Source organism: Henriciella sp. AS95, from assembly GCF_038900055.1.
Taxonomy (GTDB): domain Bacteria; phylum Pseudomonadota; class Alphaproteobacteria; order Caulobacterales; family Hyphomonadaceae; genus Henriciella.
Genome location: NZ_JBBMQM010000001.1, coordinates 1,309,694 through 1,323,026, shown reverse-complemented (window position 1 = coordinate 1,323,026; position 13,333 = coordinate 1,309,694). Strand labels below are relative to the sequence as shown.

Annotated in this window: 11 protein-coding genes; 6 read left to right on the top strand and 5 right to left on the bottom strand. The window is 59.2% G+C overall.

Annotated features, from left to right (window positions below):
* Positions 1–146: 146 nt before the first annotated feature.
* Positions 147–2,444 (bottom strand): phosphoribosylformylglycinamidine synthase subunit PurL, encoded by a 2,298-nt coding sequence (gene purL / locus WNY37_RS06610; protein ID WP_342972673.1) that lies wholly within the window; start codon positions 2,442–2,444, stop codon positions 147–149.
* Positions 2,445–2,593: 149 nt separating this feature from the next.
* On the opposite strand from purL, the gene WNY37_RS06605 reads away from it, so the two are divergent.
* Positions 2,594–3,196 (top strand): hypothetical protein, encoded by a 603-nt coding sequence (locus tag WNY37_RS06605; RefSeq protein WP_342972672.1) that lies wholly within the window; start codon positions 2,594–2,596, stop codon positions 3,194–3,196.
* 79 nt (positions 3,197–3,275) lie between these two features.
* Here the strand turns inward: WNY37_RS06605 and WNY37_RS06600 are convergent, their stop codons facing one another.
* A complete protein-coding gene (locus tag WNY37_RS06600; RefSeq protein ID WP_342972671.1) occupies positions 3,276–4,520 on the bottom strand; it encodes a DUF3089 domain-containing protein in 1,245 nt (414 codons plus the stop codon).
* Between the two features lie 153 nt (positions 4,521–4,673).
* Between WNY37_RS06600 and WNY37_RS06595 the strand changes: the two genes are divergently transcribed.
* Complete coding sequence (locus WNY37_RS06595; RefSeq protein WP_342972670.1) at positions 4,674–5,855, top strand: hypothetical protein; 1,182 nt, start codon at positions 4,674–4,676, stop codon at positions 5,853–5,855.
* 2 nt (positions 5,856–5,857) lie between these two features.
* On the opposite strand, the gene purQ is transcribed toward WNY37_RS06595, so the two are convergent.
* On the bottom strand, positions 5,858–6,520 hold the full coding sequence (gene purQ, locus WNY37_RS06590) for a phosphoribosylformylglycinamidine synthase subunit PurQ (RefSeq protein ID WP_342972669.1): 663 nt from the start codon (positions 6,518–6,520) through the stop codon (positions 5,858–5,860).
* A 120-nt stretch (positions 6,521–6,640) separates the two neighbouring features.
* Between purQ and WNY37_RS06585 the strand changes: the two genes are divergently transcribed.
* Together WNY37_RS06585 and WNY37_RS06580 are read left to right on the top strand one after the other, a co-directional pair.
* Positions 6,641–7,579, top strand: a complete 939-nt coding sequence (locus tag WNY37_RS06585; protein ID WP_342972668.1) for a rhodanese-related sulfurtransferase — start codon at positions 6,641–6,643, stop codon at positions 7,577–7,579.
* A complete protein-coding gene (locus WNY37_RS06580; RefSeq protein WP_342972667.1) occupies positions 7,579–8,232 on the top strand; it encodes a glutathione S-transferase in 654 nt (217 codons plus the stop codon). The genes WNY37_RS06585 and WNY37_RS06580 overlap by 1 nt, the downstream gene beginning before the upstream one ends.
* Here WNY37_RS06580 and alaS read toward each other — a convergent pair.
* Together alaS and recA are read right to left on the bottom strand one after the other, a co-directional pair.
* Positions 8,229–10,880 carry an alanine--tRNA ligase gene (alaS, locus tag WNY37_RS06575; protein ID WP_342972666.1) on the bottom strand — a complete coding sequence of 884 codons (2,652 nt, stop codon included), beginning with the start codon at positions 10,878–10,880 and terminating at the stop codon, positions 8,229–8,231. The two genes, WNY37_RS06580 and alaS, sit on opposite strands and share 4 nt — an antisense overlap.
* Before the next feature lie 150 nt (positions 10,881–11,030).
* Positions 11,031–12,128, bottom strand: a complete 1,098-nt coding sequence (gene recA / locus WNY37_RS06570; RefSeq protein WP_342972665.1) for a recombinase RecA — start codon at positions 12,126–12,128, stop codon at positions 11,031–11,033.
* A 184-nt stretch (positions 12,129–12,312) separates the two neighbouring features.
* Here recA and WNY37_RS06565 point away from each other — a divergent pair, with 184 nt between their 5' ends.
* Complete coding sequence (locus WNY37_RS06565) at positions 12,313–13,059, top strand: hypothetical protein (RefSeq protein ID WP_342972664.1); 747 nt, start codon at positions 12,313–12,315, stop codon at positions 13,057–13,059.
* Between the two features lie 62 nt (positions 13,060–13,121).
* The gene (locus WNY37_RS06560) at positions 13,122–13,328 is read left to right on the top strand and encodes a DUF2093 domain-containing protein (RefSeq protein WP_342972663.1); all 207 of its coding nucleotides are present in this window, start codon (positions 13,122–13,124) and stop codon (positions 13,326–13,328) included.
* Positions 13,329–13,333: the final 5 nt, after the last annotated feature.

The following is a 13,333-nucleotide window of genomic DNA, read 5'->3' as shown; positions in this document are numbered from 1 at the left end:
CAGCGCGATATGAGAGCAAAGCCGGACGTTTGGGTGTGGGGACGAAGTACGCCGCAGACTTTCCAGCTCTCATGGTTAGTACGCACGGGCCTCGAAAACGGGTCACTCGGCTGATCTTAAACTTATGTAATTGCGACCAGGGGCGCCTAGCCCTCGCCCGCCATATAGCGCGGCAGCCAGCCTTCATGGGCTTCGCGGAGCGTGGCCAGCGCGATGCGCGCATGCACTTCCTTCTCGCCCAGCACAAGCTCGGCCACCTCCGCATTGACCGCACCGCACTTCACCGCGCTCACGCCCGCCTTCGCCGCCGCCCGCAGCACGGCATCTGCATCACCCGCCGCGAGCGTCAGCACGAAGCAGCCCTGATCTTCAGCGAACAGCGCGGCGACATCCGCTTGCTTGTGACCCTTCAGCGGCGCTTCCAGCACATCGGTCCAGAGCGAAACGCCCTGGCCGGACTGCAGCGCAAGTTCGGCCACCGCGCAGAACACCCCGCCTTCCGACACATCATGAATGCCATGTATGCGGCCCGTCTGGACGAGCCCACGCACAAAATCACCGCTGGTTTTCGCTTTGCCAATATCCACCGGCGGTGGCGGGCCGAGGTCCTCACCCTTCAGGCCCAACCATTCGCGCGCATAGAGCGAGGCACCGAGATGGCCCTTCGTCTCGCCGATCAGGATCAGCACGTCACCCGGCTGCGCGCCTTTCAGCGTTGCGATCTTCGAGACATCCTCGATGAGCCCCACACCGCCAACGACCGGGGTCGGCGGGATCGCAACGCCATCGGTCTCATTATAGAGGCTGACATTGCCTGAGACGACGGGAAAATCGAGCGCGCGGCAGGCCTCGGCCATGCCTTCAATGGCTTTCACGATGTAGCCCATCGTGGCGGGCTTTTCCGGATTGCCGAAATTGAGGTTGTCGGTGATGGCGATCGGCGTCGCGCCGACGGCTGAGAGGTTGCGATAAGCCTCCGCTACTACGGCCTTGCCGCCTTCATACGGGTCGGCGGCGACGTAATGCGGGTTGCAATCGGAACAGATCGCCAGCGCCTTGTTCGTGCCGTGGATGCGGACGATCGCCGCGTCGCCCATGGACTGCGAGCTGTCGACCGTGTCGCCCATCACGTGGCGGTCATACTGTTCCCAGATCCAGCGCTTGGAGGCCATGTCAGGCGAGGACATAAGCTTCAACAGCACCGCGCCATAATCATCAGGCTCAGGATATTTCGAAATATCGAGTGGCGCGCGCGGTTCCGGCGCGGTCCATGGCCGGTCATAATTCGGCGCATCTTCGGCCAGCGGCGCGACGGGGATATCGCACACTGTCTCACCGAACTGCTTCAGCACCATGTTGCCAGTATCGGTCGTCATGCCGATGACTTCGGCTGACAGGTCATATTTGTCGAAGATCGCCTTCGCGACGTCGATCTTGTCTGGATAGAGCACCATGAGCATGCGCTCCTGGCTCTCGGACAGCATGATCTCATAGCCGGTCATGCCGGTCTCGCGCTGGGGCACCTTGTCGAGGTCCATCTCGATACCGATACCTTCACCATTCTCGCCGCCTGACGCCGCCATCTCTACGGACGACGAGGTGAGGCCGGCCGCGCCCATGTCCTGGATCGCCTGAATGGCGTCGGTGGCCATCAACTCCAGACACGCTTCAATGAGCAGCTTTTCGGTGAACGGGTCACCGACCTGCACGGTCGGGCGCTTTTCCTCATCGCCTTCAGAGAATTCAGCCGATGCCATGGTCGCGCCGTGGATGCCGTCACGGCCCGTCTTGGAGCCGACATAGAAGATCGGGTTTCCGGGCGTCGCGCCGCGGGCATAGAAAATCTTGTCCTGATCGGCGAGGCCAACCGCCATCGCATTGACGAGGATGTTGCCATTGTAGCCCTCGTCGAACTGCGTCTCGCCCGCAACGGTCGGCACGCCGACGCAATTGCCATAGCCGCCAATTCCAGCGACGACGCCGGCAACGAGGCTGCGCGTCTTCGGGTGATCAGGTGAGCCAAAGCGCAGCGCATTGACCAGCGCAATCGGGCGCGCGCCCATGGTGAAAACGTCACGCAGAATGCCGCCAACACCGGTCGCTGCGCCCTGATAGGGCTCGATGTAGGACGGGTGGTTGTGCGACTCCATCTTGAAGATGGCGGCCTGCCCATGACCAATATCGATGACGCCCGCATTCTCGCCCGGCCCCTGGATGACGCGGGCATTCTTGGTCGGGAATTTAGACAGGTGCCGGCGCGAGGATTTGTAGGAGCAGTGCTCGGACCACATCACCGAATAGATGCCGAGTTCCACAAGGTTCGGCTTACGGCCGAGGCGGGTGACCAAGCGGTCCCACTCCTCGGCGTTGATCCCGTGACCAGCCGCATCGGCTTCGGTCTGTTCAGCTTTCAGATGCTCAAGAATGGCAGATGTGTCCGTCATGCCCGCTCCATAGCCGCATGAGCGGCGAGTCGCCAGTCGCATTCGCGTCAAATACTGCAGTCTCAGCAACCCCCTGTACTTATAGGCCTTGAGCGTGTTGATAGATTTGGCTTAAGTCAGACACGGAAAACACATCAAGGAGTGCCCCCATGAGACTTGCTTTGCTGGCCCTGCTGCCGGTCATGCTCGCCGCCTGCGGCAATGAACGCATCGATCCCGAAGCCCGGATGCCAACACCATATCCGGAAGACAGCGAGCCGGGCGCGACCGTTTCGCCTACTTCCAACGAGTATGCCGTCGTGTCGACGGACGGCTCGGGAATCGAAGGCGAATGGACATCGACCCGTATCGATGGAAACGACTCACTCGTGTTCACGAGCGCCACTGAAGAGCAGATTGCCGGGGTCGGATGCAAGGAAACAGGCGAAGACGCACAAAACGGCGTCCTCTTTCACCGGTTCATGGCGTTTGACGATGTCGGCGATTCCATCTCGGTCTATATGTCGTCCGGTTCGAAATCCTACGGCCCGGCCGGCGACAACCCCGTGACGATCACGGTCGCCGAGGATGACCCATTTGCTGTAATGCTCGCCAGCGCTCAGGGCGATATCCGTATCGTGACCGGAAGCGGCGATGTTACCGTCATTCCAACAACCGAAGAGGTTCGTGAGTTCGTGGCTGAATGCCGCGGTGCCTATGTCTACACGCCTCCGGTTGAAGAAGATGAAGAAGACACTGAGAGCGAAGAATAAGACTTCTCGCTCGATACCATAAACAGAAGCGCCGCCCCGATCTCGAGGCGGCGCTTTTTTGTATCGTGTTGGTCAGGCTCTATTCGTCAGCGGGGTGGGCCGCGGCCCAGGCGTCTGACTGAGCACCAAGGATTTTGACCAGATTGCCCATGGCTGCGTGCATATCCACGAGGTGGAGGCCCCAGCCGGCATTCACGCCGTCCGCCCCGATAACATCGCCAACAATATCGTCCGCGCGCGGGTCTGACGGATCGCCATTCACCGTGATTTCCAAGTAGGAATAGCTGCCATCATCGACACACTCTGCCGTCAGCAACCCTGGGACAGACGCGAACGGCGTATCGACGCCTTCTCCATTCACGAATTCCGACTCGCCTTCACCATACCAGCCGCCTGATGACAGACGCGCGTCCAGCACGCCATCATCGCCGGAAAGCTCAGCCGGGTTTATACACAATGCCGAGGTCCCTTGCGGGCTTTTGCCGCCAAACAGCGCGCCCTGCTTTGGCGGCAATGTTGAGCGATAGGAAGAATAAGCAATGATGCAGCCGGTCTGGTTTATCGTGGTGCACGGCTCGTACGGACCAAAGTTGCCTGTTTCGGCATCGACATGGGTCGTCATGCCGATCGGCATCAGCGAGATGACCTTGTCTTCCATGTCCGAGCCGACAATTTCCTTCTTCACAAGGTCCTGGACCATGCTGGACCCTTGTGAATGGCCGACGATGACGACGCCGCGGCCATCATTGTAATTCTCGACATACTCATTCCATGCGCCCGTCACGTCAGACCAGCGCATGGCAATATCGGCGGTGAACCCTTGGCCACCGAGCCCCCGGCGAAGCTCTGGGACCGTGATCTGACGATACAGCGGCGCAAAGATCCGGCACTCCTGGCCAAAGGCGGCAAGCTGCCCTTCCACAACGCGCAGCTCTTCGTCATTCGCCGTCATGTCACTATTAGGCGTTTCGTCCATGGAGACAGTCGGATAAATGTAGAAGCAGTCGATCGGCGGGTTCTCAGCGAGTTCCACCTCTTCTACCGATGTCGTCCCGTCAGCATTCACCACAGTGTAAGTGAGATCGACATCGCACGCGTCATTTGCCTTGTCCGGGTGGCAAAGCCAGTTGGCGGCGTCTTCATAGTCTACGACCTCAAAGCCGCCGTCTGAGTCAGCGGCTGCCGTCGCAGTCTCGTCTGCATCCACCTCGGTTTCCGCCGGCGGCGTCTCAGCGCTTTCAACGTCCGCAGTCTCGTCAGCCGACGGGCTACACGCCGTCGCCAGCATCGCTGAGGCAAGCAGCGCACCATAAATTCTTTTCATCGCCATTCCTCCCTGGCCTTCATGATAGGCTACTCCATTAAGCGCAATCGTGCGGGCACGCAAAACGCTTTTCGAATTGCGTGAAATTTACTCGATCTGTTTCAGAGGATCTGAGTCTCCATTTGCTAGCTTTCTCGTCTGGAGGGAGCGTACATGGCCAAATGCAGGGAGCTTGTTGCCGGTGACATTCCGGCCATTGTGAAGCTGGCGCGCGAATCCGGATTTCCGGCACGAAGCGAAGCAGGCTGGCACTGGGCTCTTTTTGAAAACCCTGAACAGGCAGATCTTCCGGTCGGCTATGTTGCCGAACAGGATGACGAGATTGTTGCGATGCTTGGCACGCAGGCGCGGGGATTTCACTTTGGTGCCCGCCGTATTTTCGCTGCTTCTGGACACACGTTCATATCTTCGAAAAACGGCAAAGGCGCCGGTTTCGCCCTGGCAAAACGCGCGCTCAACAACACAGACTTTGCCGCGATTTACACGCTCAACAATAATGAGATTGCAGGCCGGTTTCACAAAAAAGTGGGCTTGAAGGCCTGGCTTGGCAATCGTGGCCGAACCCGGCTGGAGTGGCCGGTCAAGCCGGTCAGCATGGCGCTGGGAACAGCGCTTTCCAGATTGGCGCGCGATGAAAAAATGTATGCACGTCTATCGGAATCGGAGAAATACTCCGGCAGCGCCAGGGCCATATCACGCCTGAAGCATATGCCCGATCATGTGGTCTACCTCGACCCTCACATCCAGGCCGACGCCAGTCGCATCTCAGCATTCGATGAACGTCTCTCACGGGCCAGACCAGCCGCGCCTGTTCGAAGCCCGGAAGTTTTCTCTTATCAGCACCGCGACCCGGACGCCCCGGGCCGCTCAGCGCTGCTGGGCCTGTTGGACGGCGATCACATCGAGTGCCTGATGCAGGTCGTCATCACCAAGCCGAACGCTTATGAGCCTGCAGAGCTATATATTTCCGACCTTGAAGTCCTGCCGGGGCGTGACGGTGTTCGTGTCATTCCGCCATTGATACGAGCCGCGAAATACATCGCCCGCCAGCACGGCCTCGCCCGGCTACGCTTGCCCTTCGCGGACCGGTTTGAAGCGCTTTGTTTCAATCAAACCGGCGTCAGATTCTATCGTCAGCACAAATATGACTGCGCTCATGGGCGCTTCACAAAAGGCGTCGAGCAGCTTGAAAAGCACTGGGTGCCGACCGGGTTTGAGGGCGACTATTTCTTCGCGCTTCGGGTCACGCCCGAACGACGAAAAGCGTCTCGCGGGGAATCGAGCCAGCTTGCCAATACCGCCAACGGCTTCATTGACCGCCGCTCGCAGGCTTGAAGCTAAAGCGCGCCCATCAGGCTTTCGAACATCGCACGGCCATCGGTTCCGCCTTCATGCCCGCCAATCGCGCGTTCGGGATGTGGCATCAGACCCAGCACGCGACCATTCTCTGACAGGACACCGGCAATGTCGCGCGCTGATCCGTTTGGATTGCCGGCATAGCGGAATGCAACGCGCCCCTCGCCTTCCAGCCTGTCCAGCGTCTCTTCATCGGCGACATAATTGCCGTCATGGTGAGCGATGGGAATCGAGATTTCAGATTTTCCGGCATAGGCGCTGGTGAACGGCGAATTGCTATTCTCGACCTGCAGGCCCTGCGGCTTGCAGACGAATTCCAGACCAGAATTGCGAATGAGCGCACCAGGCAAGAGCTGTGTCTCGGTCAGCACCTGAAAGCCATTGCAGACACCGAGAACATATCCGCCGCGATCAGCATGTCGCTTCAGCGCAGCGATGATCGGCGAGTTCGCGGCCATCGCACCGCAGCGCAGATAGTCACCATAGGAAAAACCACCGGGCACCATGACCAGGTCCACGTTTTCAGGCAGGTCGCCATCCTTGTGCCAGATCATGTCTGGCGCCGAACCCGTAATGTCCGTCAGTGCGGTCTGGGCGTCGCGGTCGCAATTGGACCCGGGAAATACAATCACTGCGCTCTTCATAGCGCCCCAATAGCAGGGAGTCGGTGCGTTTGGAAATATGCGAATGACGTTCGGGCATGACCAGCCGCACCTGCGGCCCAATCTGGAATCATGAGCAGACCTCTGGCATAAGCCGTTGCCATGTCTATTCGCGTTTCAGCCTTCTACAAATTCACGCCGTTCGACGACATCGAAGCGATTCGCGAGACTGTGCGTACTGCCCTGTCTAACGTCGGTGCGATGGGGACCGTTCTCATCGCCAGCGAAGGTATTAACGGCACGATCGCCGCAGAGGGTGACGCGCTGGACGATGCCATGGCGACCCTGCGCGCCTTGCCCGGTTGCGCGGACTTTGAGCATAAGGAAAGCCATGCCGATGAAATGCCCTTCCTGCGCCTGAAAGTACGGCTGAAGCGGGAAATCGTGACAATGGGCGTTCCTGGCACAGACCCAAACAAGCTGGTGGGGACTTATGTTGAGCCAGAAAGCTGGAACGATCTGATCACTGATCCAGACACGGTCATCATCGACACCCGCAATGACTATGAATACGCAATCGGCACCTTCGAAGGCGCGGTCGACCCCGAAACGCGCGCCTTTCGCGAATTCCCGGACTGGTTCCGCCAGTTCCGCGCTGACCTTGAAGCAAAGGGCCGCAAACCAAGAATCGCCATGTTCTGCACGGGCGGCATACGCTGCGAGAAAGCGACGAGCTTCGTCAAATCCGAAGGCATCGACGAGGTCTTCCACCTAAAGGGCGGCATCCTCAAATACCTCGAAACGGTGCCTCAGGCTGAAAGCAAATGGCAAGGTGAGTGCTTTGTTTTTGACGATCGCGTTTCGGTCGGGCACGGCCTCGAACTCGGCACCTTCTATCTCTGCTATGCCTGCAAGACCCCGGTCAGCGAAGAAGAGCGACAGGATGCACGCTTTGTCGAAGGGCTCTCCTGTCCCTCCTGCCATGACAAACTCACCGATGACCAACGCGCCCGGTTCAGTGAACGCCAGCGACAGATTGCGCTCGCGAAACAACGCGGTGAATTGCATCTTGGGCGCGCAAAGGCGAAAACAGCAGGGTAATGAGCCTGCCGATCCTCTATTCATTCCGCCGATGTCCCTACGCCATGCGGGCACGCCTCGCCATTCAGTCGGCTGGTTTCAAGTGCCGGCTGCGCGAGGTGGTGCTGCGCGACAAGCCGCCGGAAATGCTGGAGATTTCGCCAAAAGGCACAGTGCCCGTTCTGCAGTTGACGTCCGGACAGGTCATTGAAGAGAGCCTCGATGTGATGAGCCACGTCCTGGATGAGGCAGACCCGGAAGGCTTGTTAGCGCCTGAAAGCGGATCACTGGCCGACATGACGGCGCTGATTTCTGCCTGTGACGGCCCGTTCAAGCACCATCTCGACCGGTACAAGTATCCTGATCGCTATGACGGCGCCGTTGCCGAAGATCACAGGGAGGCGGCCGAAGCCTTTCTTCAGACGCTGGACACGCGGCTTGAAACCATGGCGCAGCTCTTTGGAGACCGCATATCGCTCGCAGATCTCGCCATCATGCCGTTCATTCGCCAGTTCGCGAATACGGACAGAGCCTGGTTCGACGCTCAGCCTTATCCATCCTTGCAACGCTGGCTGAACGGGCACCTCGAGAGTGACCGTTTCAAATCGATCATGCCGAAGTTCGCACAATGGAAAACCGGCGACAGCGAACCGCTTTTTCCGGCAGAAGCCTAGCCAGCAAGCGCCTTGCGGACAGCCTCCAGCGCCGCTTCGGCCTTGTCGCCATCCGGGCCGCCTGCCTGGGCCATGTCTGGCCGGCCGCCGCCGCCCTTGCCGCCAACTTCCGCCGCCGCAACGCGGACGAGTTCAACTGCGGACACCTTGCCTGTCAGGTCATCGGTCACGCCGACTGCCACGGCAGCCTTGCCCTCGTTCACGCCAACGAACACCGCGATGCCTGACCCAAGCTTCGACTTCGCTTCATCGACGAGGCCGCGGAGATCCCGTCCGCCAACACCGTCTGCGACGCGGGCAATCAGCTTGTAGCCACCGATCTCTTCCGGCCCGGCTGGCGCCGATGAACCACCGCCGCCCATAGCGAGCTTTCGCTTGGCATCGGCAAGCTCGCGCTCCAGATTGCGGCGTTCCTCGCTGAGCGATGCGACCTTGCGGCCAACATCTTTCAGCGGCACCTTGAGCTGGTCCGCGAGGTCCAGCGCAACCTGAGCGCGGCCCTTTAGGAATGAAATCGCCTCAGCACCAGTTGCCGCCTCGATCCGCCGCACACCTGCAGAAACGCCGCCTTCTGACGTGATCACGAATGCGGCGATATCGCCTGTGCGGGCAACGTGTGTCCCCCCGCACAACTCGACAGAATAAGGGCGCTCATCTGAATCAAGCGACTGCCCCATGGAAAGGACCCGGACTTCGTCGCCATACTTTTCTCCGAAGAGAGCAAGCGCGCCAGCCTCAATGGCCTTGTCCGGCGCCATAACGCGAATTTTCGCTTCGTCATTCTGGCGAATGACGGCGTTCACCTGGTCTTCAACGGCTTCAATTTCAGCAGGGGTCAGCGGGGCGCCGTGAGAGAAATCGAAGCGAAGCCGATCTTCCTCGACAAGCGAGCCTTTTTGCGTGACGTGTGGCCCAAGCACGCTGCGCAGCGCGGCATGAAGCAGATGTGTGGCCGAATGGTTGGCGCGAATACGCTGGCGGCGCTCATAGCTGGCCACCAGTTTCGCAGGGTCACCAATCGTGATGGCCCCATCGGTCAGCTCGCCGATATGGACATGCACGTCGCCGGCGCGCTTCTGAACATCGCGCACAATGAAACGGGCACCACTTTCAAAATGGATTTCGCCATGGTCGCCCGCCTGGCCGCCACTCTCGGCATAGAAGGGCGTCTGGTCAAAGACGAGTTCGCAGTCGCCGCCCTCAAACGTGTCGGTCATCGCGCCGCCCGCAACGATGGCTTTCAATGCACCGCCTGCGTCGACGCCCTGATAACCGAGAAATTCGGTCGGGCCGACCTTGTCTCGCACGCGGAACCAGATCGCGTCAGATCCGGCATCACCGGAGCCTGCCCAAGCCTCGCGGGCCGCCTTTTTCTGCAAGTCCATGGCATTATCAAAGCCTTGCGTGTCCACGCTCATCCCCCGGCCGCGCAGAATATCCTGCGTCAGATCGAGTGGGAAACCAAAGGTGTCATAGAGCCGGAAAGCCGTTTCGCCAGGCAATTCGCCATCGTCCGCTAGGCCTTCCGTCGCCTCATCCAGCAGGGCAAGGCCGCGGCCCAGGGTCCGCTGGAAACGGGCTTCTTCCTGCTCGAGCGCGGCTTCGATTGCGGGCTTGGCGCGAACGAGTTCCGGATAGGCTTCGCCCATCTCTTCGGAGAGCGCACCGACAAGTTTATACATTGCCGGTTCGCGCGCGCCCAGGAGATGGCCGTGACGCATGGCGCGGCGCATGATCCGGCGAAGCACGTATCCGCGGCCTTCATTGGATGGCGTTACGCCATCGGCAATCAGAAAGGCCGAAGTGCGAAGATGGTCCGCGATAACGCGGAACGAAGCCAATTGATCACCAGTTGCTTTCGCGTTGTAGATGTCTTCTTCGGCGGCAATCAGCTTCTGAAATAGATCGATCTCGTAATTGTTGTGAACGCCCTGCAGGACGGCAGCCATACGTTCAAGACCCATACCGGTGTCGATGGACGGCTTGGGCAGGTTTGTGCGCTCGCCGTTCGCTTGCTGCTCAAACTGCATGAAGACGAGGTTCCAGATTTCGATGAACCGGTCGCCGTCTTCATCCGGTGACCCTGGAGGGCCGCCTGGAATTTTGTCGCCATGGTCGAAGAAGATTTCCGAGCAAGGGCCACAAGGACCGGTATCGCCCATCGACCAGAAATTATCGCTGGTCGCGATGCGAATGATCCGGTCATCCGGCAGACCGGCAACCTTCTTCCAGAGCGCCGCCGCTTCTTCATCTTCGGAATAGACAGTCACCAACAGCCGGTCCTTGGACAGTCCGAGCTCTTTCGTCACCAGCTCCCAACCGAATGCGATCGCATCATCCTTGAAATAGTCGCCGAACGAAAAGTTGCCGAGCATTTCAAAGAAGGTGTGATGGCGCGCCGTGTAGCCGACATTATCGAGGTCATTGTGCTTTCCGCCGGCGCGAACGCACTTTTGCGATGTCGTCGCGCGCGGGGCAAAGGGGGTCTCGGCGCCGGTGAAGATATTCTTGAACGGAACCATGCCCGCATTGACGAAAAGCAGGGTCGGATCATTATCCGGCACAAGCGGCGCGGATGCCTTGCGGGTGTGTCCCTGTCTCTCGAAATAGGAGAGAAAAGTCTCGCGAAGTTCGTTGACGCTTGTCATCTTTGGTATCCTGGCCCCGTAATCCATTAGCTGTCATGCAGGCAGTCGCCTGCACCAGCATCGAAGTAGCGGATATAAAGAGTCACTTGCGGCGCGCCAAGCGTCAGGCGCGCCGCAAGTCCTATTCAATTACAGTGCGACGGAAATGTCTCAGCCTGCCTCGGCCGCATCTGCATCACCGGCATCATCAGACTCGGCATTGTCTTCGGACAGCATAACATCAGAAAGCAGGCCAGAGCGCTTGCGGATTTCGTTCTCGATCTCATCGGCGATTTCAGGATTTTCCTTAAGGAATTGCCGGGTTTTCTCACGGCCCTGCCCGATCCGGTCTTCCTTATAGGAATACCAGGACCCCGCCTTGTCGATAACTTCGCATTTCACACCGAGGTCAATCAGTTCACCCGTCTTGGAAATGCCTTCGCCGTAGATAATGTCGAATTCCACCTGGCGGAACGGTGGGGCGACCTTGTTCTTGACGACCTTCACGCGCGTCTGGTTGCCAATCACTTCGTCACGGTCCTTGATCGCGCCAATACGGCGAATATCAAGACGGACGGACGCGTAGAATTTTAGCGCATTACCGCCCGTCGTGGTTTCCGGGCTACCAAACATCACACCAATCTTCATACGGATCTGGTTGATGAAGATGACCATGCACTTCGATTTCGAGATCGAACCCGTCAGCTTGCGCAGCGCCTGGCTCATCAGGCGAGCCTGAAGCCCCGGGAGGCTATCGCCCATCTCACCTTCGATTTCAGCGCGCGGGGTCAAAGCCGCAACCGAGTCGATAACCAGCAGATCCACAGCACCGGACCTCACCAGCGTATCGGCGATTTCAAGGGCTTGTTCGCCTGTGTCCGGCTGGGAAACGAGGAGATCATCGAGATCGACGCCAAGCTTGGATGCGTAGACCGGATCGAGCGCATGTTCCGCGTCGACAAAGGCGCAGACACCGCCATTTTTCTGGGCTTCCGCCACAGAATGGAGCGAGAGCGTGGTCTTGCCGGAACTCTCCGGGCCATAGATTTCGATAATCCGGCCTTTGGGCAGGCCGCCAATTCCGAGCGCAATATCAAGGCCAAGCGAACCGGTCGAGACCGCCTCGATGTCCATGGTCTGCTTGTCGCCCAGCCGCATGACCGAGCCCTTGCCAAAAGAGCGCTCGATGTTCGAGAGGGCTGTTTCAAGTGCTTTCTGCTTATCCACGCCGGATTCCTTGTCCACGAGTTGCAATGCGGGTTTGGCCATGAGTCGTCTCCTTAGGTCCATATCTAGCCCTGCATTGCAAGGCCGGCGTTTCATCTAGAGAGAACTCTGTACCACATATGTTCTCAAGAACAAAACAAAAACTTTCGTCATGTCTGAGACGCTTGCCAGCAAGGGTCGGACACGCCTAGACTCCTGTTCATTGGTCGTGGTTTCAGGGAATGTCATGTTGCAAAATCGCGCACTCTGGATAGCAATCTGCGCCGCGTCGCTGTTTGCGCTGCAAGCAGTCGCCCAGGATTCGACCACAGAGCAGGCGTCGGCAGCCGATGAGCCGCCACCAACGACTCTTCCCTTCGCGCCGACGGTTCAATCCGCCCCGCCGACCAGCCCGTCCTATCCGACAACCACGCGAGTTGTGGAAGCGCCGCCGGTCGATCCGGTTTGCCTGGAAATCGGCCCCATCATTCGCGCGGGCGTTGTTGCGTCCCGCTTTGCGACCCTGTCGCCGTCAACGCTCGATGGCGCGCCAATCGGCAAGCACCAGACGGGCGATGCCTTCAAGGCACTTGGCGCAGACTACTGCACCATTGTCATCCCGGCCGCTTCGGACCTGACCGCGGACAGTGTGTATAATCAGGTGACCTGCCAGCTCGACATGGCAAATGGCGAGGCCGAATACCTCGAAGATATGCGTGACCGGCGAACTGAACTGGCTGAACAGATTGCCGCTTGCCCCGCCATGGCGCGCTGGACGGCAACCCCGCCCGAAGAAGCAGATCTCTCCGCTGGCGATATCAATGAGGACTTCCTGTTCTCCCATCCCGACGTGCCCGTAGAGCTTGTCCTCAGGACCCGCCAGCATGCCCGTACCGGAGACTGGCCGCTCACTTATATGCGCAGTCTGGACCTGATCTTCCGGACGCCCAATCCGGACAGGCCGGAGCCGCTTGAAGATGAACCGGCCCCTTAAAAGAAGCAGCCGCGCGAGAAAGAGCCCTTTCACCGGACGCTCAAACGTATCATTATAGGGACATGCTGACACGAACTGGAAAACCTGCTGGTGAAGCGCGCCTGCGCTATCTCGATGCCGACCTCGAGGTCATCGAACCCGGCGACTATGTCACCTGCGCGGTCACAGGACGAAAAATTCCATTGCAGGCGCTCCGGTACTGGAGCGTTGATCGCCAGGAAGCCTATGTCGATGCCGAGGCGGCTGCGTCCCGCATGGTCGAGAAATAATCGGC